Source organism: Streptomyces kunmingensis (genome assembly GCF_039533535.1).
Taxonomy (GTDB): domain Bacteria; phylum Actinomycetota; class Actinomycetes; order Streptomycetales; family Streptomycetaceae; genus Streptomyces; species Streptomyces kunmingensis.
Genome location: NZ_BAAATS010000032.1, coordinates 79209 through 100691 on the forward strand (window position 1 = coordinate 79209; position 21483 = coordinate 100691).

Here is a 21483-nt window from a genome sequence, read left to right on the forward strand (position 1 = left end):
GTCCCGGAGCGGGCCCCGGCAGGGGTAGGTCAGGCGGCGCCGTCAGCGGTGTAGACCCCCGGGTCATTGCCGTTCTGGATCAGCGCGGCACGCACGGCGGACTCCGGAGCGCGCTCAACCAGCGCGTTGCCGTCAGTGGTGTAGACCCCCGGGTCATTGCCGTTCTGGATCAGTGCGGCACGCACGGCGGACTCCGGAGCGCGCTCAACCAGGTTCTGGGTCATGTCTGTCACCTCTTTCTTCATCAGGGTCACGGCGGCGGCCGATGCCGCGGCCGTTTGCCCTCCGCGGTGCGGAGGGAGTCTGCGGGGGTGCCGGGCGGTTCAGCGGGACCAGACGCCGTAGACGATCCGGTGCCGGTGCACAGGGCTGCCTCCATGGGTGTGGCTGACGTCGCGGTCCCAGCGGTCGATCGGGTGGCGGCCCAGTTCTCGGAGGGTGCCCAGAACCAGGTCGCGGGGCGGGAGGTAGGCCTGCGCGTAGCCGAGCGGGATCTCGTCGCAGATCCAGTTGAGCGCCAAGGGGGCCTCGGGCCGGGCGAGTCGGTCGACGACGCGCAGCATCTGGCGTACCCGCTCCGGGCTTCCGGCGTAGTGCAGGACCCCGAACAGCACAACTGCGTCGAAGCCGGGACCGGTGCCGGCGGTGAGGTCGAAGAGGTCCGCGCGCCGCAGTCTCAGGCTGTCGGATTCCGCCGAGCCGGCGTGCCGCAGAGGCAGTTCTACGTCTATGCCGAGAACGCGATGTCCTTGTTCAGCCAGCCAGCGGGCCACGGCCCCGTTGCCGCAGCCCGCGTCGAGTACCTCAGAGCCGGACGGCAGGGCGAGGACGGGCTCCAGAGCCCGGTGGGTGTGGGCGTTGAACGGTAGAGGGAGGGTGCTCGACACGATGTGCCACCGCCTGGGATGTCGGTCCGTCTCCGGGCCCGGTGTGCAGCCCGAAGTTAGTGGGGTGTGTACAACTAGGACGTCGATCCCCTGGTCCGGAGAGGCGTGGGTTACGCGGCCCGGCCTTCCTGATCGGTCCGGGATCACGCTTCCTGGATGATCCATTCGAACTCGACGGGGACTTCCCGCCGGCCGCGCGGTGACGGCGTTTGATGGCTGTGCGGCCCGTCCGCAGCCGCGCCTAGGTCATACACGACCCAGACGGCGAACGCCGACCGCGTTACCACCGGCCGGACCCGTCGGACAGCGGCGTCGGCGAGCGGTATCGGCGGCACGCACTCCAGGTCACCGTCGGGCCGAGCGCGCAGACGGTCGCCTCGTATGTAGGGCGTCAGCCCTTCTTGACGACGACCTTGTCGAGGCGCGGAAGCAAGTTCGTGGCGTGGCTGCGGTTCATGTGCATTCCCCATTCGAGAGCATGTGCTGCACAGGTCCGAGGCGGCTGCGCCGGATCTCCACGAACGCTAGGCGAGAGGCCATGGACGCCCGATCGACGGCACCGCCCGCCATGCGTCACCCGCCGTCGATCGGTTGTAGATCGGTCCTTCATCGATCTCTGGCACGATCACCGATGTGCTCCCTTACCAGGGAGAAACGATCCGATCTGGACCGGGAGTGACTGATGAACCTTCGGCACACGGCCGCCCACTCGAAGCTCGCCCTCACGGTGCTCGCCCTCAGCGCGGCGACCGCCGTGATGACCTCCGGAATGGCCTCGTCCCACGAGAAGCACCACCATTCAGAGGGGACCGCGTCCGTCACCCAGTCTTGGTCCGACACCGATTGGAACAACACCGGCGCCGGCGGTACCCGGCCTCCACAGCCTTCTTGAGGGGCCACCAGCCCATAACCCCGAACCAGATGCGAGACCACGATGGCCGATCCGTCCGAATCCGGCGCCTGCGCGCCGACACGACGTACGACGTCTCTCGCCGTCGGGGACGGCTACGTGACACTCTGGTGTCCGCACCTACCGCGAGTGCATCGCAACCCGCGGAGGGCTCGGCCGTACGTGTCCCGCCTCAGTGACTGCTGCCGCCCACTGCCTCCACCAGCAGCTCCGCCTCCCGGCGCTCGGGCAGGCTGAGGCGTTCGAATAGAGCGAGGGCCTGCTCCCCGTACACGCGCGCACCCTCCGGGTCGCCTCGATCCACGCTCACCCGGCCGCACACCAGCAACGCCTGTGCCTCGGACCGTTGATCGCCGCGTCGACGGGCCAGGATGATCGCCCGGCGGGCCATGGACCCGGCCTCCGCGAGTCGTCCCAGGCACCGCAGTGTGTCGGAGAGCCGATGACAGACGTGGACCCGGCGGCCCTCGTCACCCGCACGGTCGCAGGCTTGTAGCGCACCCGTCAGCGCCGCCAGGGCCTCCTCATGCCGCTCGGCGCCGCTCAGCGCGACGCCCTTCACATATAGCGCGTAGGCGAGAGCACCGTCGTCGTCCAGCTCGCCGATGGCATCGAGCACCGTCTCCGCGCAATGCAACGCCTGGTCCGTCCTGCCCAGTCGTACATGGGCCAGCGCGGCGTTCAGGCTGGTGGCGATCTCCCCGGAGCGATGGCCCAGACGGCGTGCCAGGACGAGCGCCTTCTCGTAATGGGCGATGGCACCTTCAAAGTCCCCCAGCGAGACGGAGATCAGTCCGAGGTCGTTGAGAACCTGCCGAAGGATCGGTATATCGTCCACCGCCCGGCTGGCCGGGGCCGCGCGCTCGGCGTGGCGGCCGGCGTCGGTCAGCCGGCCCGCACGCAGGGCGAAGGAACAACTGAGCCACCGGGCGCGCCCGAACGACCGTTGATCACCGTGTCGTTCGGCTGCCTCCGACACCCGCAGAGCCACCGAGGCGAGCTGTGAATGACGCAGGTCCCCGACGAACGGGCTGAGCGCCACCAACAGATCCGCCGCGGCGGGCAGCAGACGGCGGTACGGCTGGAGATCAGCCCGGTCCGCGCAGTTCAATGCGGCGAGGACAGCGGTCTCGAAGTGTTCCCTCGCCCAATGGCGTGCTCCTTGTGGGTCGTCGAAACGCTCTCCAGTCGCTCCGAGAGAGACGATCGAGCTCACCACCGAGTCGCCCGGCACCAGCTGGGCGAAGGCGCTGCACGCCGTGGCAAGGAGGTAGCCGAGCAGGTTCTCGTACGCGGTGTCGGCCTCCGCGGGATCGTGAGCACGGGCACGGGCTCGTCCGAACGCGCGCAGCAGATCGTGGATGCGGTAGCGGCCGGGTGTCGGTGACTCCACCATGGACGCGCTGACCAGGGCTTCGAGGAGCTCCTCCGCCTGTGCCTCGTCGGCGTGCAGGACAGCGGCGGCGGATCTGGGAAACACATCAGCGCTGGTGGCCGCAGCAATCAGCCGGAAGGCGCGGGCCTGTTCCGCGGGCAGGTGCCGATAGCTGAGGTCGAAGGCGCTCTCCACCGCGAGATCGCCTACACGAAGCTCGCTGACTCTGCGGACCTCGTCGGTCAACCGGGCCGTCATCGTGGCGATGGGCCACGCGGGCCGGACCGCGAGGCGGGCCGACACGATACGCGTGGCCAGCGGGAGCTGTCCGCAGGCACCGACCAGTGCCCGGACATCGACGCGTTCGGCATCGAGACGGTCGGAACCGATGATCCGGCCGACGAGAGCGACGGCGTCCTCGGGCAGGAGACGGCCCAGCCCGAGCTGTACAGCGCCTTCAAGACTGGGGAGCTGAGAGCGGCTGGTGACGAGTACGGCGCAGCCTGCCGAGCCGGGAAGAAGGTGGCGGACCTGGGCGGCGTCGGCGGCATTGTCCAGAACGATGAGAACGCGTCGGCCGTCGAGAAGAGTGCGCAACAGCCGGGCACGGGCCTCAACGGTGTCGGGCAGGAGGTGCAGCGGGCATCCGAGTCCGTCCAGGAAGGCTCCGAGGACGATGGCGGGGTCCTCCGGGTCGGTGTCCATACCGCGCAGGTCGACATAGAGCTGGCCGTCCGGGTAGAGCGCGCGCGCGAGGTGGGCGACGTGGAGAACGAGTGAGGTCTTGCCGATGCCGCCCATTCCGGAGACGGCGGCGAGTGGGGGGCCTTGTCGGTCGGATGCGCTCAGCAGGGTTCGCAGTGTCTCCACTTCGTCGGCGCGTCCTACGAAGTCCGGGACTGGGCGCGGCAGTTGGGCGGGGACGACGCGGGGGAAGGGGCCCCTGGCGGTGGATGGTTCGCCGGGTGGTGACGGTGTCCTGTAGGGCGCGCCGTCGGGCACGGTGAGGTGTGCCGAGGCCGTTTCGGCAGACACCGTGCGGCCGGCGTGGTCCACGGTGCGCGCGATCGAGACACTCCCGGATCCGTCCCCGCGCTCTCCGCCGACATCGTCAAGAATGCGCGCGTGCACCTCGGATATCTCGCGTCCGGGCTCCATCCCCTGTTCGTCCACGAGAACGCGACGCACACGCTGGAACAGTGCCAGGGCCTCGGTTCTGCGTCCGTCGGCGTGCAAGGCCCGCATCAGCAAGGCGTGCATCCGCTCGCGGTCCGGATGCTCGGCGGCCAGAGCGGTCAGTTCCGGCACGATCGCGCGGTGCGTGCCTCTCTGCAGCGCCAGGTCGTAGTGCTGCTCCAGGAGTACGGTGCGCAGCTCGCTCCAACGCTCTCGCTGTCGTTCGGCGAACGGGCCCGGCACACGGGCCAGGGGCTCACCACGCCATAATCCGAGGGCGTCCTCGACGAGATTCCCCGCTTTGTCGAACTGCCCCGACTCGCAGGCCTCGGCGGCTTGTTGAGAGAGGGCCGCTGCCTCGTCGGCATCGACCGAGCACCTCGACGCGTCGAGCCGATATCCGTCGCCGACCGAGACCAGAATCCGGGGCTCGGCGGGGCTGGGTTCCAAGAGACGGCGCAACCGCCAGGCATACGTACGGAGGTTGGCGATGGCGCCGTTAGGCGGTTCGTCTCCCCAGACACCGCTCACCAGCTCCCGCATGGACACCCCCAGCCCGGCGCACAGCAGCACCTGAACGAGCAGGGCCTGCTGCTGCGGCGATCCAGGCTTGAACCCCTTCTCCCCCGAGTCTTCGCCTCGGGTGACGCGTAGAGGCCCGAGGATCTCGAACCGGAGCGTCCCCAAGTCCCCACCGGGAGCGGGTCCCGACACTGCATGCCCCCTCACTACTGCACTGCGACCGGAACCTGATGGCCCCGGCCCCGGCCCCGATCAGCATCGTCCTGCACCATCACGGCAGGGTACGCCGTCGCGCAGTCGGTTTATGCTACCGAACCCGTCTTCACATTCCGTGCGTATCGCCGCCCAGGAGGGTCGAACCGGAATCCGCCGTACACCGGCCGCTGTTGTCCGCGAGTGACGTTCCGCGGCGGCTCCTCGCCGGCCGACGGTGTCCGGGAATCAGCGGGCTCGGCCGACACAAAGGTGAGGCAGCCGAAGGTCTTGTGCTTGCGCAGGCGCCGACGGTTGCGGAAAGTCTCGATGACCCTGTTGCCCAATTCGTTCATGCTCCGAGCTCGAGGGCCGCGAGCCGGGATGTTCTGGTTCGGGCGAGGGTGTGTCGTTCCACCAGGCGTCCAGTCGGTCATCGACGCCCTCGTCGAGGTCGCCGCAAGGTTTACACCGACAAGGTGTATCAGGGAGCGGCCCACCATGTCCGGGTGCCGTTCAAGGGGCGCCGTCTCGAGCGGTGGCAGCGCCGTCACAACACCACCCACACCAAGATCCGCTTCCGGCAAGAGTAGGTTGCGCGGCGTACTGCCAGGGCTGGGCAACGAGCGGCCTGACGCCGACCGGTGGGCCCGCTTGGCGGACGATTCCCCTTGAAGAGGCCGGCGACTCCCTGGCGAACCCGCGGCAGCTGACTTCGACGTCGCCTGGATCCCCGGCAGAGTCAAGTCACCAGAGAGATCGGCGAGGTGCATTTCTACGGGGAAGTCCATGGCGACGCCGTAGGCGATCTTCTTCTTCTCAGACCATTGGTTGTCGAGGCCGCCGAGGTTCCGCCAGCCGTAGAGGACGTTGTTCTGAGCGGAATACTGCAGGACGTAGTCGGCGCGCCGGTCCAGGTTCACGCTCCACGCACCCCGGCATCGCACGCGACATACGTAGTTCTTACCGACACGAAGGAGCCCCACCGCGAGAGAGATTCTCCCAGGGCCCCCAGTGGCTGGACCGTTCTCGACGGTACGTTCCTGAGGAGCCTACTGGTATGCCCCTCCCGTCTCCCGGCCGCGCCGCACTGACGGACTGCCGGCCGGGTCGGGGGCCGTGGTGCTCCATGCCTCCGCCAACCGCGGCGAGCGCCACTGAGGATACGACGCGGTTCGACAGTAGCCGCCGCCCCTCGGACACCTATCGTTACTTGATGGAAGTATCTTTTCGATGCGCGAGCATCCCCATGTCACATTACTTCGGAAGCTCTACGCCGACCTCACCTAGATCGGAGAATATGCTGCGGATGACATCATTTATCACCTGGCTGGACGTGATCTTCAGGCAGACGTGTCAGTCTTGCGCGGTAAGAAGAAAGTAACGCCTGCCGCGAAGAGTGATTGCGCGATGCCTTTCTGCGGCTTGTGGCGATTCGGTGTCGACGGCCTCATAACCCATCACTGGCAGAACGCCTACGACCCCGAGATACTGACGGTTCATAGCGGGGTCTGATCCAATTGTGCACGCGGGGGTGAGTGAGGCCGTGGGGCCGCTCGGGCGAAACTTGGCGAGGGAATCGGCGCGGTCTCCCTCTGTACGTATGAAAATTGGCCCGCGTGATCGACGGGACGACTCCGGAGCATGACACGGCTCCGACGCCGTGCGATGGTCTCGGCGTGATTGCGCTACGTCGACACCTGCTCGGCGGGATCGGATACTTCACGATCGTTCTGGCCGATCCCTGCCGGCGCAGTTGTTCCTCGGGGATGTCGGCGGTGGCGCCCTTCGGAGACGCCCGCGTTGTTTAGCAGCACCTCCACATTCCACCTCAAGGGGCGTTCTGCCCCGCCGCTACGTCCGCAAGACAGGCCACGGCGGCCTCGGCCACAGCGGTGTCCTGCTCCCGCGATCCGCGACCGACGCCGACGCCGACCGCGCCCACGATCCGGCTGTCGGCCACGAGCGCCACTCGTCCCGCGAAGACCAGCACCCGTCCCCGTCCCGACAGGGCCGAACCCCAGAACCGTCCGCTGTGCCGGGGGTCCCGCGCCAGGTCACCGGTGGGCGAGCGGAGCAGGATGCTGATGTGTACCTTGCCGATGGAGTGCTCGACCGGGTCGTGCGCATATGTGTCGCGTCAGGCCCCCGGCCACCGGGGTGCCCTGTGGCGCGGCGTGATCGTGTCCACGGGGGGTGACGCGATCACGCCGCACGGCACGGAGCTCCGTACCACTGCCAGATGCTAGCCAGGATCCGCGATGTGATGCGGGTTCGGCAGGGCCTGCTGAGCCCAGGACCACCAGGCCCATCCCGCTACATGCTCGTGGGTGCGCGACACCTAGTGTCCTGGTCTTGAGTTCTGGTCTCGCCTCGTGAGTTGTGTTCTGTTTCAGATCCTGGGGTTCGTCGATGGCAGGGTGGCTGTGTGCGGTGTCCTGATGGCATGGGTGACACCAGGCTGGAGCCGCTCGTGCTGTCCGAGGACGAGCGGATGACCTTGCAGAACTGGGCCCAGCGCCGGTCGCGGTCGCGGCCCGGCTGGAGACCGACCGCAAGACGGTGCGCCGGTGGCGGACCCGGTTTGCGGCCGACCGGCTCGACGGGCTGAGCGACGAGCCCCGCCCAGGGGTACCGCGCACCCACGCCGATGCACAGGTTGAGGAGGTGGCGGTGCGCACACTGGAAGCGGTACCGGAGGGTGGAACGCATTGGTCCAAGCGGGAGTTGGCCCGCCAGTTGCGTATCTCACCGACCAGCGTGCACCGCAGCTGGAAGGCGTTCGGGCTGCCGCCACACCGCACCGAGGTATTCAGGATCTCCCCTGACCCGCTGCTGCTGGACAAGATCCGTGACGTGGTCGGTCTGTATCTGGCCCCGCCGACCAACGCGGTGGTCCTCTCGGTGGACGAGAAGCCGCAGATCCATGTGTTGGAACGGAGTGCACCCGTGCTCCCGACGCTGCCCGGCGTCCCCGAGCGGCTCAGTTTCGAGCATGTTCGGCATGGCACCACTGACCTGTTCGCGGCGCTGGACACCGCCACCGGGAAAGCGATCGGCAAGGTGTCCGCCCGCCACACCCCGCAGACTTCCGCGACTTCCTGGACCTGCTCGACCATGAAGTGGAGTCCGGCCCGGTGGTCCACGTGATCTGCTACAACCTCTCCGCGCACAAGGCACCGGTCGTGCACCGACGGCTGGTGGCCCACCCGCGCTTCACGTTGCACTTCACGCCCACACACTCGTCGTGGATCAACGAGGTCGAGCGCTGGTTCGCGGATCTGCAGCGCCAGCCCCGGGTTCACCCGGTCCGAACTGGCCGACCAGGGCGGTGACGAGCGGGCGCGGGACGTGGTGAAGAACGCCTTGGCTGCCTACGGCCTGCCGGCGTCCGCGGTCGCCGAGGTGATCGCCCACGCCGTCGCGCAGCCGGCTTCCGTCGACGTCGGCGAGATCGTCGTACGGCCCACCGCACAGGGCTGAGACATCACTCGCACGTCCGCGACAGGCATGCTTCCCTGAGGAACACTTTGTCGTCGCTTGCCATCCAGGTGTCGAAGCCGTGCCGCCGCAGCGCTGCCCGGACGGTCCCGTCCCTGTCGATCAGCCCCTGCCTTTTGATGTTGTACAGCCACTGGCCGACCGGCAGGTCCCGTCCGTCGACCGCCCGGCGGGCGGTCGACGGCGGGAGCCGGCCCGGTTCGCCGGGGCCCGCTTCCATGAACGCGTCCAAGGCGGTGACCAGGTCGGCCACCGTGTTCCTGGCCGGTGTTCCCCCTGTCATCGCCACGCCGGGCGCCATCGTGACCTTGCCGTCCTCGGTCAGCCGGACGAGGAACCCGTGTCGCCGCAGTGCCGCCGCGACCGTGCCGCCGCGGTCGCGCAGGCCTCGCCTCTTCACCGAGTGCATCCACTTGCCGAGCGGCACGTGGTGGCCCTCCACCCATTGCTGTGCGGACGTGGGGGGAAGTACACCGCCGGTGCGTTCGGCGTCCCCGTCCATATAGGCGTCCAGGGCGGCCAGGTAGAGCCGGACGGGGAAGGCACGTCGTGCGGTTCCCGACATGGGAGTGTTCCAGGCGAGCCGTACCGTCCCGGCGGAACTCTCGGTAGGGAACCCGAGGCTTTCGAGGCGTCGGCCGACGTGTCCGTCCGGGTCGGATGTTCCTTCGTCCCTGACCCTGCGGATCCAGCGTCCCAGACCGATGTTCTTGCCGGACAGGGTGAACACCGCGTCCGCGGGCGGTATGACCCCCGCGTCGCCCGCACCGTCCGCGATGTACCGTTCCAGAGCCTCCAGGAAGCGGTGGGAATTCGTCGCGGGCGGCTTCCTCGGTACCGGGGCGGTTTCGGACGACAGGCGGATCTTCCCGCCGACGGTGAGGGTGCTGAAGCCATGACGCCGCAGAGCGTCGTAGACGGCGCCGTCGGGGTCCCGTAGCCCCTGGTATCTGATGTTGTGGAGCCATGTTCCGAGCCGGACGGCCTCGCCGTCGACCTCGACGGTCGTGCCGGAACCGGGCAGTTGCCCCCGGTGTTCGGGCCTGCCGCGCATGTACAGGTCGAGCGCTTCGACGAAGGTGCGTCGCCTCTCGTCCGGGCGGGTCCGCGAGGCGTGAGGCCAGTTCGCTGCGATCCGCGTAGCGGACATGCGGTCGTCGTCATCCTTCCGGTCACACGTCGCTGACGACGTGGCTGCTGCTGGCGGCACGTGTGCGGTGTGTGCCGGCAACCCGGATACGAAGGAGCGCTGAGCACCGTCCCTGACACCTGTCGTGCGGCGGCGTGAACACATGCACACTGCGGGAGCCCACACCGAGCGAGACACTAACCCCGGCCACCTGCCGACGGTCGCCCGCCAGAGGGTCTGCCAGGCATAGGTCTGCCAGGCCTGCCTTCAGTCGGACGCGTCCGGGGCGTCCTTGGTGATGCCACTGCGCCGCAGCACCGCGGGGACCGACGACGCCAGCGCGCACAGCCGCCTGCCGAGCCCGGCGCCGATGGGGAAGAAGTCTGCCGCGATGAGACTCTCGGCCTGGGTGATGAGGAACTCGCGCCAGGGCAGGCCGGAACGGTGTGGGCGGCGAACCAGAACCGCTCCGCGGGCTCCTAGCGGGAGTGGTCCGTTATCGGCCGGGCATCATGTCCGCGTGATCGTCTCCGTGCTGTACAGGCCTCACGGAGACTGCTCACCAGTAGCCGCGGTTCCGGCGGTCAGCGGCATCACCCGGACGTCGAAATCAAGCGGGTGACGTTCCTTCAGCAGCTCTGCGGCGCGGTCCCCTCACGTGCAGGACTACGGGAGACCGGGCAGAAGTCGGGCACCCAGGCCCGCCCGCCTTCCACTGATGGTCACATCCCGACCGCTGAGGTGCCGTCCCGGTGTACCTGCGGGGCGCCTGCCCTCAAGGTGTCCGTACTTCGCCGGTCGGGAAGTCCGGGATCGGTGTGAAGACCTCGATCATGGTGGTGTCCTCGAGGGCTACTGCGGAGTGGGGCACTCCACCTGGAATGCCGAGCGCCTCGCCCGGACCCAGGACACGCTCCTTACCGTCGACCACGTACGCCATGCGGCCGGTCAGGATGACGTCGATCTGCTCCATCGGATGGACTTCCTGCTCGCTCGGATCTGCAGGGTTGGGGATCACTGTGTCCGCCGCGATCGCTACGTGCAGCACCTGTGCCTTGTCTGCGGTCAGCGCTTTGATCATGATCCGGCTGCCGAAGTCCCCCAGGGGCGTCGGCTCGATCTCACTCCAGTTCCGGTGCTGCGGACGGCCGAGTTCATGTGCGGGGTTGTGTTCTGTGGTCATGGAGAAGACGCTACGCCGCAACCAGGACACCTTCAGTCCTGGTTGTGGGGCAGACTTTCGCGTGTGATCAGTACCTCTGCCCGCCTGCTGCGTTTCGTCAGCCTGCTCTCCGCACGCCCTTCGTGGACCAACGCCGAACTGGCAGAGAAAATGGAGGTCAATGAGCGAACTGTCAGGCGCGACGTGGCCAGACTCCGGGAACTCGGCTATGCGGTCGAGTCCGACGCCGGGCCCTGGGGCGGCTACCGACTTCAGGCCGGTGCCCGCATACCGCCACTGATCCTCGACGACGACGAAGCTCTGGCCGTGACGGTCGGGCTTCGTGAGGCCGCACTCGGCGGCGTGCTCGGCGGCGACCACTCGGCTCTGTCGGCGCTCCTGAAACTGCGTCAGGTCCTGCCACCCAAGGTCGCCGCACGGTTGGCCGAAATGGACACGGCCCTGGTCCATACCCCGCGAACCGAAGAACCACAGATCACCGCGGGCATGCTGCTCGAACTGACCGCCGCATGCCGCCGAGATGAGCGCGTCACCCTGACGTACCGCGACCGGGAAGCGCGGGTCACGATCCGCGAGGTCGCCCCCTACCGCCTCGTGCATACGGCGCGCCGCTGGTACTTCGTGGCCCAGGACGTGGCGCGAGGCCACTGGCGCACCTTCCGGGCCGACCGGGTCGTACGGATACAGGCCACGGGGCGCGCCGCGGAGATCTCCGATCCGCCCGACGCCGCACAACTGGTCTGCGACTCCATCCCGGCGGGCACATTCCCGCTGTACACGACGGTTCGTGTGCCTCTGCCCATGGACCGGGCAGTGCAGCTCATCCCCACCACGATGGGTGTCCACCGCCCGGACGGGCCCGACGGCACCCTCGTCGAAATCGGCGGCTACGACGCTGACGACCTTGCTCGCTACCTCCTCAGCCGGGCCTCACCTCTGCAAGTCCTGTCGCCCGACACCGTACGAGAGGCACTGCGACGCCGGGTACAGGAACTGCTGCAGGCATTGTGAGGCGCTGCCGACGGACGGCACGTCCGTCAAGTGTCAGCCCTTGGACATGCTTTGCAGGGTGCGCAGCAGGCCGCCTCCGATGCGGTCCGGGGTGGCCTCATGGGCTCGCGGCATGTCGACGTCGAGTCGGAGCACGGTGACCGACTGCCGGAGCCCGCACCGTTTGCTCTTGTGTCACTTCGATCCGCTCGCCCGGTGCGAGAATGCGGGTGGTGAGTCTGGATGTCTTCCCGGTCCGGGCTCCGTCGGCCTTGCGGTGGTCCACATGCAGTCGAGCGCGAGCCGCGCCCGGGAACCAGCTGTGCTGCGCGTCGCAGCGGTGAACCAGCCGATCCCGCTGAACGGTGCGACCGTAAGGGCGAGTTGGGGCCGTCGAGGTCCAGGACCGCGACAGCGAAACCGAGCAGTTCCAGCATTCCTGGGCGCTCGCGCTTGATCAGCGTCCGCAACCCGTGCCGTACCAGGCGTTCCCCGGTGGCGTCGGCGCTGTCCAGCCGGTGGCGTGCCATGCGGATGGCGAACTCCGGCAAGGGTGCTCGTTCGTCCTGTCGTCGGGCGAACACCATCGGTCTGTTCGCCCGACGACCGGCCAGGAAGAGCCTGTCCACCTGGATGGCCGCACACCCATGCTCCGCGAGCCGGTCCCGGGCCGTTGGCGGAGGAAGGCGACTGGAAGCCGGGGGTGAAGGAGCCGGCCGGCATGCGGCGGCGATCTCCACGGACGACCGCTGGGTGAACCGGTAGCCGGTCGGTGTCTCGACCAGGAAGCCGACCACGCTGCCGTTTTGGCTGGTCACCCCCGCGGAGACCTCGCTGCGTACCGCCTCCCGTTCCTACGCGATCGGTTCGTCGGGCAGCGCCGAGAGGTCCAGGTCGACGGGGCGCGGCTGATCGACCTGATCAGGCATCCGACCACGCTGGCTGCACCGCGCCGCTGGGTGAGACAGACACCCGGGAGTGAGGCCATCTCCTCGAGCGCGGCCACGGCCCGTGCCATCGACATGTCGGGGCTGCCACCCGCCTTCGTGGATGCCGGCTCCCGACACCTTCCCCGACGAGGGCCCGGAAGAGTGCGTATCCGCGCCGATGGGTGACCTGATCACCAGTCACCCATCGGCACAGGCGTGCTCTCGATCGAGAGGTACGCGGGGATCAGCAATGCGCGGGCTGTCGTTCGGGGCGCCGGTAGCCGGAAGTGAGCGGGGCGGCGGCACCGGGCTGGTGCGTCACGGGAGCGGTCATGTTCCATGCCTTGATGACGGGGCGGCCGTGCTCGAGGCTCAGGCGGCTGACGGTGCCGGTGTCCAGGGCGAACAGGGCCCCCGCGGCCGGCGGCAGACCGAGGCGGGCCGCTGTGAGAACGCGCAGTATGTGCCCGTGGGCCACGAGGACCACATCACCGGCGGCCGGATCGCTGAGAAGCGGCCCGATGCGGTCCAGGACGCGGCGGGCCCGGATTCCGACGTCTTCGGGGCTCTCGCCCGGGTGGTCCCCCGGGCCCGGGGCCACACCGTCGGTCCACAGGTTCCAGTCCGGACGGGTGCGGTGGATCTGGGCGGTGGTGATGCCCTCGTAGCTTCCGTAGTCCCACTCCCGCAGATCGGGGTCGGCAGTGGTAGAGGTCAGCCCGGCCAGTTCGGCGGTGCGTACGGCGCGCCGCAGCGGGCTGGTGAGTGCCATGGCGATGTCGCGCCCGGCCAGCGAGGGCGCGACAGCGGCGGCTTCCTGTTCACCGCGGACCGTGAGCGGCAGGTCGGTGAAGCTGGTGTGCTGACGCGAGAGGGTCCATTCGGTCTGGCCGTGACGGACAAGGAGCAGGTCTCCCATTGCGGATCATCTACTTTCGGCGGGACGGTGTGCTGGGGGAAGGAGAACGGGCACGGCCGGGGCTACGAGCCCGGTCCGCAGGGTCGAGGCGTAGGTTTCGTCGGGGTCGAGCCGGCGCAGCTCCTCCGCGATCAGTTCCGCCATGGGACGTACCGCCAGCGCGAGCCGGTGTGTGCCCTGCCCGAGGACGGACAACCGGGCCGCCTCGCCGGCCGGCCAGTGGACCGACAGGTCACCGCGTGCCGTACGCAGCCGGACAGCGCTGATCTCGTGCCCCTGGCCGACGGTCCGCTCCACGGGTACACCGAGCCGGCCGGTGAGCCACCGCACCAGGAGTTCGCCACTGGGGCTGCCGGGCCGGTGTGTGACGGCCGCCGAGACCACCGGGGCGCCCGCCTGGTCGAGCGCGGCGGTCAGGACCGAGCGCCAGGGGGTGATGCGGGTCCAGGCGAGGTCGGTGTCGCCGGGGGTGTAGGCGTCGGCGCGGGCGGTCAGTTCGCGTACCGGTTCCTCGGAGGCGTGCAGGTCGGTGATACGGCGTTGGGCGAGGGCTCCGAGCGGGTCCTTGGCGGGGGCCAGTGGGGCGTTGACCGGCCACCACACCACGACGGGGGCGTCGGGCAGGAGCAGGGGCAGGACGACTGACTGGGCGTGCTCGACGACGTCGCCGTACAGCCGCAGCACGACCGTCTCGCCGGTGCCCGCGTCGGCGCCGAGGCGGACCTCGGCGTCCAGGCGGGAGTCGGTGCCGTCGCGCGGGGAACGGGAGGCCCGCTTGATGACGACGAGGGTGCGCGAGGGGTGCTCGTGGGCTGCGTCGCCGGCGGCTTTGAGCGCGTCGTAGGCGTTCTCCTCGTCGGTGACGATGACGAGGGTGAGGACCATGCCGATGGCCGGGGTGCCGATGGCCCGGCGGCCCTTGACCAGCGCCTTGTTGATCTTGCTTGCCGTGGTGTCGGTGAGGTCGATCTTCATGGTCGGCGCCAGCTCCGTCCGTCTCGCTGCAACATCTCGTCGGCTTCCACCGGGCCCCAGGTGCCGGCCGGGTACTGCGCGGGCGTGCCGTGGGCGTCCCAGAACTCCTCGATCGGGTCGAGGATCTTCCAGGACAGCTCGACCTCTTCGGTGCGCGGGAAGAGGTTGGCGTCGCCCAGCAGGACGTCCAGGATGAGGCGTTCGTAGGCCTCGGGACTGGACTCGGTGAAGGACTCGCCGTAGGCGAAGTCCATGGACACGTCCCGGATCTCCATCGACGTGCCCGGCACCTTGGAACCGAAGCGGACGGTGACGCCCTCGTCGGGCTGGACGCGGATGACGATCGCGTTGGAGCCGACTTCCTTGGTGACGGTGGTGTCGAAGGGGGAGTGCGGGGCGCGTTGAAAGACCACCGCGATCTCGGTGACGCGGCGGCCCAGCCGCTTGCCGGTGCGCAGGTAGAACGGGACACCTGCCCAGCGGCGGTTGTCGATGCCCACCCGGATCGCGGCATAGGTGTCGGTCTTCGACCTGGGGTCGATGCCGTCCTCCTGGAGGTAGCCGACTGCCTTCTCGCCGCCCTGCCAGCCCGCCGTGTACTGGGCGCGGACGGTGTCCCGGCCCAGGTCCTCGGGCAGTTGCACGGCGCCGAGCACCTTGGTCTTCTCCGCGGCCAGCGCGTCGGCGTCGAAGGAGGCGGGCTCCTCCATCGCGGTCAGTGCCAGGAGTTGGAGCAGGTGGTTCTGGATGACGTCGCGGGCGGCGCCGATACCGTCGTAGTACCCGGCGCGGCCGCCGATGCCGATGTCCTCGGCCATGGTGATCTGTATGTGGTCGACGTAGGACCGGTTCCAGATCGGCTCGAACATGGTGTTGGCGAAGCGCAGCGCCAGGATGTTCTGGACGGTCTCCTTGCCCAGGTAGTGGTCGATGCGGAAGACCTGGTCCGGGGCGAAGACCTCGTGGACGATCGCGTTGAGTTCCTCGGCCGACTTCAGGTCGTGCCCGAACGGCTTCTCGATCACCGCGCGCCGCCAGGAGCCGCCGCTCTGGTCGGCCAGCCGGTGCTTCTTGAGCTGCTGGATGACCACGGGGAAGGACTTCGGCGGTACGGAGAGGTAGAAGGCGAAGTTGCCACTTGTGCCCTGTGCCTGGTCCAGTTCCTCGATGGTGGCGCGCAGCCGCTCGAAGGCGTCGTCGTCGTCGAAGGTGCCTTGGACGAAGCGCATCCCCTGGATGAGCTGCTGCCAGACCTCCTCACGGAACGGGGTCCGTGCGTGTTCCTTGACGGCGTCGTGCACGACCTGGGCGAAGTCCTCGTGCTCCCAGTCGCGCCGGGCGAAGCCGACGAGTGAGAAGCCCGGCGGCAGCAGGCCCCTGTTGGCGAGGTCGTAGACCGCGGGCATGAGCTTCTTGCGTGACAGATCCCCGGTGACACCGAAGATGACGAGGCCGGACGGCCCCGCGACCGGCGGGAGCCGTCGGTCCTGGGGGTCGCGCAGCGGGTTTCCGCTCAACACCATCTCAGGCCTCCTGATGAACGGGGCGCCGGAGTCCGGTCCTGTGCGGCATGACCAGATCGTTGCGGCGGACCTGGCGCCTTCCGGCGCTCCGGCGCTCGCCGGCCCCCGGCAGCGGCGGCGGGGCGGTCGTGACGGTCCCGGGCAACCGGATCCGGCGCAAGCCGCTGCTTCTCCCGGTCCCATGAGTGGGCGGATGCATGGTTTCCTCCAAAAAGTGACGGACAGGATGTTCTGGGTGGTCGGCGATGTGGTGGCGCTGAGCGGCTCCGGCATCGAGGGGTGTGTGACGCGGCCGCCCTTCAGGCGCCGGACACCTCGATCGTCAGCGTCGGGAGCGGGACGGGGAAGGCCACGGCAGCCTAGGTGTCGCGCACCCTGGGCGGCATGCCGGCCGACAGGGCCGGGAGCGCTCCGAGCGGGCCCGACTATTTCGTAACCGACTACCTCTTCGGCCAGGCGCTTCCTGAGGTGTGGCAACGCCTGTCCCGCGCGCAGACGGCGCCAATGGGCCACGGCTCTACGACTACTGGGCGGCCGCCCGGCTGCAGGGCGTCTGGGAGCTCGACGGCGACGAGCCCACGCGGCATCGCTGGATGCTCGCCCGCGCAGTATCACCGGACCCGAAGAGATCGCCGACGTCGACGGAAGCCGGCTGCGCGACGGCGTGGGCGATCACCTCGGCGATCTCGGACGCCGGCAGGCCGTAGACGGCCATGGCGTTCTTCGCCTGTCCCGCGCCTGCTCGTCATCGCCCTGGAAGCACCGGTCACCAGCTGTGGGTATGACAGCGCTCTGCGGACCGCGGTCCGGGACGGTGTGGGGTGAGACGCAGTTGGAGCCGATGCCCTGTGCCCGGGCCATCGCGATGGCAGGGCGGTGCGCTGCTGAGTGTCGAGCTCGCCGAGCTTTGCGCCGTGCTCGGCCAACGTGCGGCCCGTACGGAAGTTTTCCCCTCCGGGTCCGTAGCCGCTCCGGGGCTACTGGGCAGTCATCGTGACGGGCCAGCAGATCTCGGTGCGTGTGGGGCTTGACCCTTCGAGCGCCAGGTAGTGCTCACGTACGGGCCCTACAGCGCCGATCTGTCGCTCCATGATGTAACTGCCCAGGTCTCCACAGACTCGCTCCGCCCCTTCACGGGAGCCCGTGTGAACGGCCACGGCGTAGTGGGTGGCCGGCAAGGTGACCTCTACCAACCGGGTGCCGGCCGGCGGCGGAACATCCATGGGGACGAAGAGTGTTGCCCCGCCCGTCTCGTCAGTGAACAGCTCTCGTGTGATGAGCCCGCCCAGCGGGCCGAACGGCGCGGGCTCGACACGGGGCAGGGCGGTGCGGATCTCCTGCAGGGCGTCTGCGTACCAGGCGTAATAGTCATCCAGGTTGATCATCGAGGTCAGTGCCCACGCCCGTGTGGGGGGCGTCGTGCGGAATTCGACGTCAAGCTGCGCGCTGCGTCCGGTCAGGAGTTCCCGCAGTGTCTGGACGGCCTTGCCGGTTTCCTTGAGCTGGTCTTCCATACGCGTCAGATGCGCGGCGATGATCGTGTTGCGGCCCTCGGCGCTCTCCGCGGCCAGTGCGGCCTTGACCTCGGGCAGCGGCATGTCCATTCCGCGGTAGCAGCGGATGATCTGTGCCTGGGTGACCTGGTCCGTGCCGTAATGGCGGTATCCGGTGTGCGGGTCGGTGTGTGTCGGCTCCAGGAGCCCGACCTCGTGGTAGTGCCGCAGCGCCTTCTTGCTCAGGTGCGTCATCAGAGCGAATTCGCCGATGGTGAGGCGTGCCGTCACAACTTCTCCTTCGCGGGCAAGCCGCGGACTTGGGGGTTCAGTGTAGAGGTCGGCGCTCCGCGCACGTGTGACGGTGTGCGGGGCTGGTTGACGCGGGTGTTTTCGCGGTCGCGGCAGCCAGGTTTGACCTTCCCCCTACGGGAAGGTCAATCGTCGGATGCAGCGGGGCCGGTCCACGGCCCTCAAGCACTTGGACGGATTTCATCATGGAGAATCTCGCAGGGAAGACTGCTCTGGTCACTGGCGGTACCAAGGGAATTGGCGAGGCCATCACGCGCCGCCTGGCGGCTGCCGGCGCTCGCGTCGCCACGACAGCCCGCAGCAAGCCCGCCGGGGGGGTGCCTGCGCACATCGACCGATTCATCGCGGCCGACCTTTCCACCTCGCAGGGCGCCGACGACGTTGCCACAGCCGTACTGAAGGCTTTCGGCGGCATCGACATCGTGGTCCACAACGCCGGGGGCAGCGATGCGCCCATGGGGTCGGCCGCGAGTTTCAGTGACGCCGACTGGGAGCAGACTCTGGCACTGAACCTGCTGGCCCCGGTCCGGATCGACAGGGTACTCACCCCGGCCCTCCAGCAGAGCAAGGGCACGATCGTGCACGTGGCGTCCCTCGGGGCCAGGCTTCCCCACGTCGTCACGGTCCCGTACTCGGCGGCGAAGGCTGCCCTGAGCAGCTACAGCAAGTCGCTGGCCACCGAACTCGGCTCCTCGGGCGTGCGGGTCAACCGGATCCAGCCCGGATTCATCGAGACGGCCGGCACGGAGGTGTTCATGGACGAGATCGCAGCGAACGGGGGCACCGACCGCCAGGCAGCACGCCAGATCGTCATGGATGCGCTCGGTGGAGTCCCGCTCGGCCGCCCCGGCCGCCCGGAGGAAGTCGCTGACCTGGTGGCATTCCTTGTATCCGACGCAGCCCGGTACATCACCGGAATGGATGCCACCATCGACGGAGGCTCCAACCCTGCCGTGTGATGCACGGCGGTTCCTCAACCGTATGCGACCAGTGGCAGCGGCCGCGTGGCGGTGGGAGCCGTGGGACGACCGGTCTGGCGTTCCTCGCAGCGGGTCCGGACGCCGTACTCTGGCGGGCCACGCGGGAGTCCGCACTTCGATGTCACAGCCAAGCCGGCGGGAGTTCCCGCCTTCATGGCAGGCGATGCCTCCCGGTCGTGGCGATGGCCGCCCGTGCGATGACGTGTAGGTCACCATGCCACCCCGCCGGGGACACGGCTCAGCTCCGCCGGACGGCGGGACGCCGTCGGGGGCCGGGGCCCAGGGGGCGGAGAGAAGCGGGCCATCGCGTGGAGACGAGGTGGACCTGATCCGACCTCACCACCGCCACGGGGATTCGGTTCTGCCGGCACTCTGATCGGCCCGTCACCGACAGAAACGCGGATCCTCCGTTCTGTGTGCAGTGACGCCACCCCGCGGAGAACAGCCGCCTCAGGGTGACCGTCGCCATAGAGCCGGCAGGGCTTTGACGGGCGCGGCCGCATCGTGAGGGAAGTACACGGACCCGCTTCATATCGATCAAGAACGCTGGGAGAACCGTAATTATCATGCCTATGATCAAGGCCCTCGGTCTCGTACCGCGCCGCGCGAACATCAGTCCGCAACAGTTTCACCTGCACTGGGCCATCATTCACAGCCGACTGGCAGAGGAAGTGCAATCGATACGTCATTATGTCCAGTTCCACGGGACCACGGAGAATCCGGGTACGTTCACCCGGTCCATCTACGAGGGAATCGCCGAGGCCTGGCTCGAGGACGTCCCGTCGCTCACCTCTCTAGCAGCGGATCCATATTTCATGGAGGTCATCAAGAGGGACGAGGAAAACTTCCTCGATCACTCGCGTGACGGAATCCTCGCAGTGACCGAGGACGTGAAACTGGAGGGCCCCACCCTCACCCGCGACCATCCCTTCCACAAGACCATGCTGCTGGTGAAACGAACTCCTGACGTGGGAACGACCAAGTTCCGAACCTGGTGGAACGACGTACTGCCGGACCTGGCCCTCCGTGAAATCCCGGGCGTTACGCGATACGTCCAAAGCCTGCCGGTGGACGAGATGTACACGGCCGAACAACCCGCCTTCGACGCGGTCATCGAGATCTGGCGAGGAGATCCTGCCTCACCCGAAAGCGAGGCCCCCAGCCTCGACAAGTTCGCTGCCGTCCTGGGAGCGAATTCACCTATCGATATCAGCCACACAAGCGCGATAGTCGGTACGGAATTCCGGATCCGGTGAAGTCGGTACGCGGCGGGAACGGAAACTGTCGCCTACAACAAGGAAGGAACCTCCGATGAAGTTCGGGGTGAACTGCACTTTCACCGATCAATCGACCATGTCCCCAGCAGAATATGGCAGGGCCGTCGAGGAGCGGGGATTTGACTCGATCTTCCTCGCCGAGCACACCCACATTCCCGTTGATGAAAAATCGCCCTACCCGTTCGGCGATCGCCCGGCCTCCCTTTATCACACTATCGACCCTTTCGTGGCACTCACCGCGATGGCCGGCATCACGCACCACCTGCTTCTCGGCACGGGAATTTCGCTGGTCGCCCAGAGGGACCCGATCACCACGGCCAAGCTCATCGCCTCTCTGGACCTGGTGTCGCAGGGCCGGTTCATCTTCGGGATCGGGTCCGGATGGAACGCCGAAGAAATGGCGAATCATGGCGGAAATCCCGCCAAGCGTGGAGCAATCGCGACCGAGCACATTCTCGCCATGAAGGAAATATGGCACCACGAAAAGGCCGAGTTCCACGGTGAATTCGTGGACTTCGATCCCATCTACTCGTGGCCCAAACCCGTGCAACAGCCGCATCCCCCGGTCTACGTAGGCGGAGGGGAGAAGGCATTCGCCCGGGTGGTGAAGGCCGGAGACGGCTGGTTCCCCAACCCCCAGTCGCCCGTCGGGCTGAAGCCGAAGATCGAGCGGCTGCGCGAACTCGCAGGTCGCGAGGTCCCCGTGACAGTCCTGCATGTGGGCCAGGCCGAACCTGAGATCGTCGGCGGATACGAAGAAGCCGGCGTGGAGAGGATCGTCTTCCCCCTCGACACGGAAGCACCCGACCCACTGGCGGACCTCGACAAGCTGGTCACGCTCACCGCCGATGTGGCGGCCTGCCGGGAACGGCCCCGGCCATGAACGTACCGCCTTCCGTCGACGACCACCGTGGTGGGCGTGCTGCGTAACACGCCCTTATGCAAAACCACTCCGCCCGACGCATCCCGATCTGGTCGGTCAGGGTCGGTGTACGGCGTCGCCGAAGCGCTGGCCCCTTGCCCCTGGCGGCCGTGCCGAGCCGGGTCGTACGGAACGACGCTCCGGCCGGTCATGCCACGTCCTGTCGACTCGACGGCCCGAGTGCCTCGACGTCCCATCACGGCTGCGGCCGCGTCGGCCCAGGAAGGCGCCGAGCAGGGCAGCGGCAGTGCCCCAGCCGCGGGCGTCGGGGTGGCGTACACGGAGTTC

18 protein-coding genes and 1 pseudogene are annotated in these 21483 nt (G+C 68.1%); 8 read left to right on the forward strand and 11 right to left on the reverse strand.

Features of this window, described 5'->3' with window-relative positions; translation table 11 throughout:
- Positions 1-29: 29 nt before the first annotated feature.
- The 5 genes from ABD366_RS36190 to ABD366_RS36210 all read right to left on the reverse strand — a co-directional run bounded on the left by ABD366_RS36190 (position 30) and on the right by ABD366_RS36210 (position 7166).
- Positions 30-224: a hypothetical protein gene (locus ABD366_RS36190; protein WP_324773020.1), complete on the reverse strand. Its 195-nt coding sequence runs from the start codon at positions 222-224 to the stop codon at positions 30-32.
- A gap of 99 nt (positions 225-323) precedes the next feature.
- On the reverse strand, positions 324-887 hold the full coding sequence (locus ABD366_RS36195; RefSeq protein WP_324773018.1) for a class I SAM-dependent methyltransferase: 564 nt from the start codon (positions 885-887) through the stop codon (positions 324-326).
- 1082 nt (positions 888-1969) lie between these two features.
- The gene (locus ABD366_RS36200) at positions 1970-5035 is read right to left on the reverse strand and encodes an AfsR/SARP family transcriptional regulator (RefSeq protein ID WP_324773016.1); all 3066 of its coding nucleotides are present in this window, start codon (positions 5033-5035) and stop codon (positions 1970-1972) included.
- Between the two features lie 137 nt (positions 5036-5172).
- Positions 5173-5985 carry a hypothetical protein gene (locus ABD366_RS36205; protein WP_324773015.1) on the reverse strand — a complete coding sequence of 271 codons (813 nt, stop codon included), beginning with the start codon at positions 5983-5985 and terminating at the stop codon, positions 5173-5175.
- Between the two features lie 908 nt (positions 5986-6893).
- On the reverse strand, positions 6894-7166 hold the full coding sequence (locus tag ABD366_RS36210) for a heme-binding protein (protein ID WP_411293833.1): 273 nt from the start codon (positions 7164-7166) through the stop codon (positions 6894-6896).
- 437 nt (positions 7167-7603) lie between these two features.
- Between ABD366_RS36210 and ABD366_RS36215 the strand changes: the two genes are divergently transcribed.
- The 3 genes from ABD366_RS36215 to ABD366_RS36225 are packed head-to-tail and all read left to right on the forward strand — an operon-like array spanning position 7604 to position 8545.
- Positions 7604-8212, forward strand: a complete 609-nt coding sequence (locus ABD366_RS36215; RefSeq protein WP_344443187.1) for an IS630 family transposase — start codon at positions 7604-7606, stop codon at positions 8210-8212.
- Positions 8200-8397, forward strand: coding sequence for a transposase (locus ABD366_RS36220; protein WP_344443176.1), 198 nt, complete (start codon positions 8200-8202; stop codon positions 8395-8397). Before ABD366_RS36215 ends, ABD366_RS36220 begins: the two co-directional genes overlap by 13 nt.
- A gap of 16 nt (positions 8398-8413) precedes the next feature.
- On the forward strand, positions 8414-8545 hold the full coding sequence (locus ABD366_RS36225) for a hypothetical protein (protein WP_324773011.1): 132 nt from the start codon (positions 8414-8416) through the stop codon (positions 8543-8545).
- 4 nt (positions 8546-8549) lie between these two features.
- Here the strand turns inward: ABD366_RS36225 and ABD366_RS36230 are convergent, their stop codons facing one another.
- Positions 8550-9713 carry a hypothetical protein gene (locus ABD366_RS36230; protein ID WP_344443178.1) on the reverse strand — a complete coding sequence of 388 codons (1164 nt, stop codon included), beginning with the start codon at positions 9711-9713 and terminating at the stop codon, positions 8550-8552.
- 754 nt (positions 9714-10467) lie between these two features.
- Positions 10468-10875: a cupin domain-containing protein gene (locus tag ABD366_RS36235; protein WP_324767898.1), complete on the reverse strand. Its 408-nt coding sequence runs from the start codon at positions 10873-10875 to the stop codon at positions 10468-10470.
- A 63-nt stretch (positions 10876-10938) separates the two neighbouring features.
- Between ABD366_RS36235 and ABD366_RS36240 the strand changes: the two genes are divergently transcribed.
- Positions 10939-11886, forward strand: a complete 948-nt coding sequence (locus ABD366_RS36240; protein ID WP_324767897.1) for a helix-turn-helix transcriptional regulator — start codon at positions 10939-10941, stop codon at positions 11884-11886.
- Positions 11887-13038: 1152 nt separating this feature from the next.
- Here ABD366_RS36240 and ABD366_RS36245 read toward each other — a convergent pair.
- From ABD366_RS36245 to zwf, 3 genes are read right to left on the reverse strand one after another with little or no spacing between them, the layout of a single operon-like run.
- A complete protein-coding gene (locus ABD366_RS36245; protein WP_324767896.1) occupies positions 13039-13713 on the reverse strand; it encodes a histidine phosphatase family protein in 675 nt (224 codons plus the stop codon).
- Between the two features lie 6 nt (positions 13714-13719).
- The gene (gene opcA, locus ABD366_RS36250) at positions 13720-14688 is read right to left on the reverse strand and encodes a glucose-6-phosphate dehydrogenase assembly protein OpcA (RefSeq protein WP_324767895.1); all 969 of its coding nucleotides are present in this window, start codon (positions 14686-14688) and stop codon (positions 13720-13722) included.
- A complete protein-coding gene (gene zwf / locus ABD366_RS36255) occupies positions 14685-16211 on the reverse strand; it encodes a glucose-6-phosphate dehydrogenase (RefSeq protein WP_324767893.1) in 1527 nt (508 codons plus the stop codon). The genes opcA and zwf overlap by 4 nt, the downstream gene beginning before the upstream one ends.
- A gap of 438 nt (positions 16212-16649) precedes the next feature.
- On the opposite strand from zwf, the pseudogene ABD366_RS36260 reads away from it, so the two are divergent.
- Positions 16650-16845, forward strand: a pseudogene (locus ABD366_RS36260) (IS701 family transposase); the annotation flags it as partial.
- Between the two features lie 343 nt (positions 16846-17188).
- Here the strand turns inward: ABD366_RS36260 and ABD366_RS36265 are convergent.
- On the reverse strand, positions 17189-17995 hold the full coding sequence (locus tag ABD366_RS36265) for a MerR family transcriptional regulator (protein ID WP_324767891.1): 807 nt from the start codon (positions 17993-17995) through the stop codon (positions 17189-17191).
- Between the two features lie 206 nt (positions 17996-18201).
- On the opposite strand from ABD366_RS36265, the gene ABD366_RS36270 reads away from it, so the two are divergent.
- The 3 genes from ABD366_RS36270 to ABD366_RS36280 all read left to right on the forward strand — a co-directional run bounded on the left by ABD366_RS36270 (position 18202) and on the right by ABD366_RS36280 (position 21156).
- On the forward strand, positions 18202-18975 hold the full coding sequence (locus ABD366_RS36270) for an SDR family oxidoreductase (RefSeq protein WP_324767889.1): 774 nt from the start codon (positions 18202-18204) through the stop codon (positions 18973-18975).
- Between the two features lie 593 nt (positions 18976-19568).
- Positions 19569-20252: an EthD domain-containing protein gene (locus tag ABD366_RS36275; RefSeq protein ID WP_324767888.1), complete on the forward strand. Its 684-nt coding sequence runs from the start codon at positions 19569-19571 to the stop codon at positions 20250-20252.
- 55 nt (positions 20253-20307) lie between these two features.
- A complete protein-coding gene (locus ABD366_RS36280; RefSeq protein WP_324767887.1) occupies positions 20308-21156 on the forward strand; it encodes an LLM class F420-dependent oxidoreductase in 849 nt (282 codons plus the stop codon).
- Positions 21157-21483 lie beyond the last annotated feature (327 nt).

Coding starts and splice junctions, on each gene's coding strand:
- ABD366_RS36235 (WP_324767898.1), bottom strand. CDS start 10,875: ATGACCACAGAACACAACCCCGCACATGAACTCGGCCGTCCGCAGCAC.
- ABD366_RS36230 (WP_344443178.1), bottom strand. CDS start 9,713: ATGTCCGCTACGCGGATCGCAGCGAACTGGCCTCACGCCTCGCGGACC.
- ABD366_RS36280 (WP_324767887.1), top strand. CDS start 20,308: ATGAAGTTCGGGGTGAACTGCACTTTCACCGATCAATCGACCATGTCC.
- ABD366_RS36275 (WP_324767888.1), top strand. CDS start 19,569: ATGATCAAGGCCCTCGGTCTCGTACCGCGCCGCGCGAACATCAGTCCG.
- ABD366_RS36270 (WP_324767889.1), top strand. CDS start 18,202: ATGGAGAATCTCGCAGGGAAGACTGCTCTGGTCACTGGCGGTACCAAG.
- opcA (WP_324767895.1), bottom strand. CDS start 14,688: ATGAAGATCGACCTCACCGACACCACGGCAAGCAAGATCAACAAGGCG.
- ABD366_RS36190 (WP_324773020.1), bottom strand. CDS start 224: ATGACCCAGAACCTGGTTGAGCGCGCTCCGGAGTCCGCCGTGCGTGCC.
- zwf (WP_324767893.1), bottom strand. CDS start 16,211: ATGGTGTTGAGCGGAAACCCGCTGCGCGACCCCCAGGACCGACGGCTC.
- ABD366_RS36245 (WP_324767896.1), bottom strand. CDS start 13,713: ATGGGAGACCTGCTCCTTGTCCGTCACGGCCAGACCGAATGGACCCTC.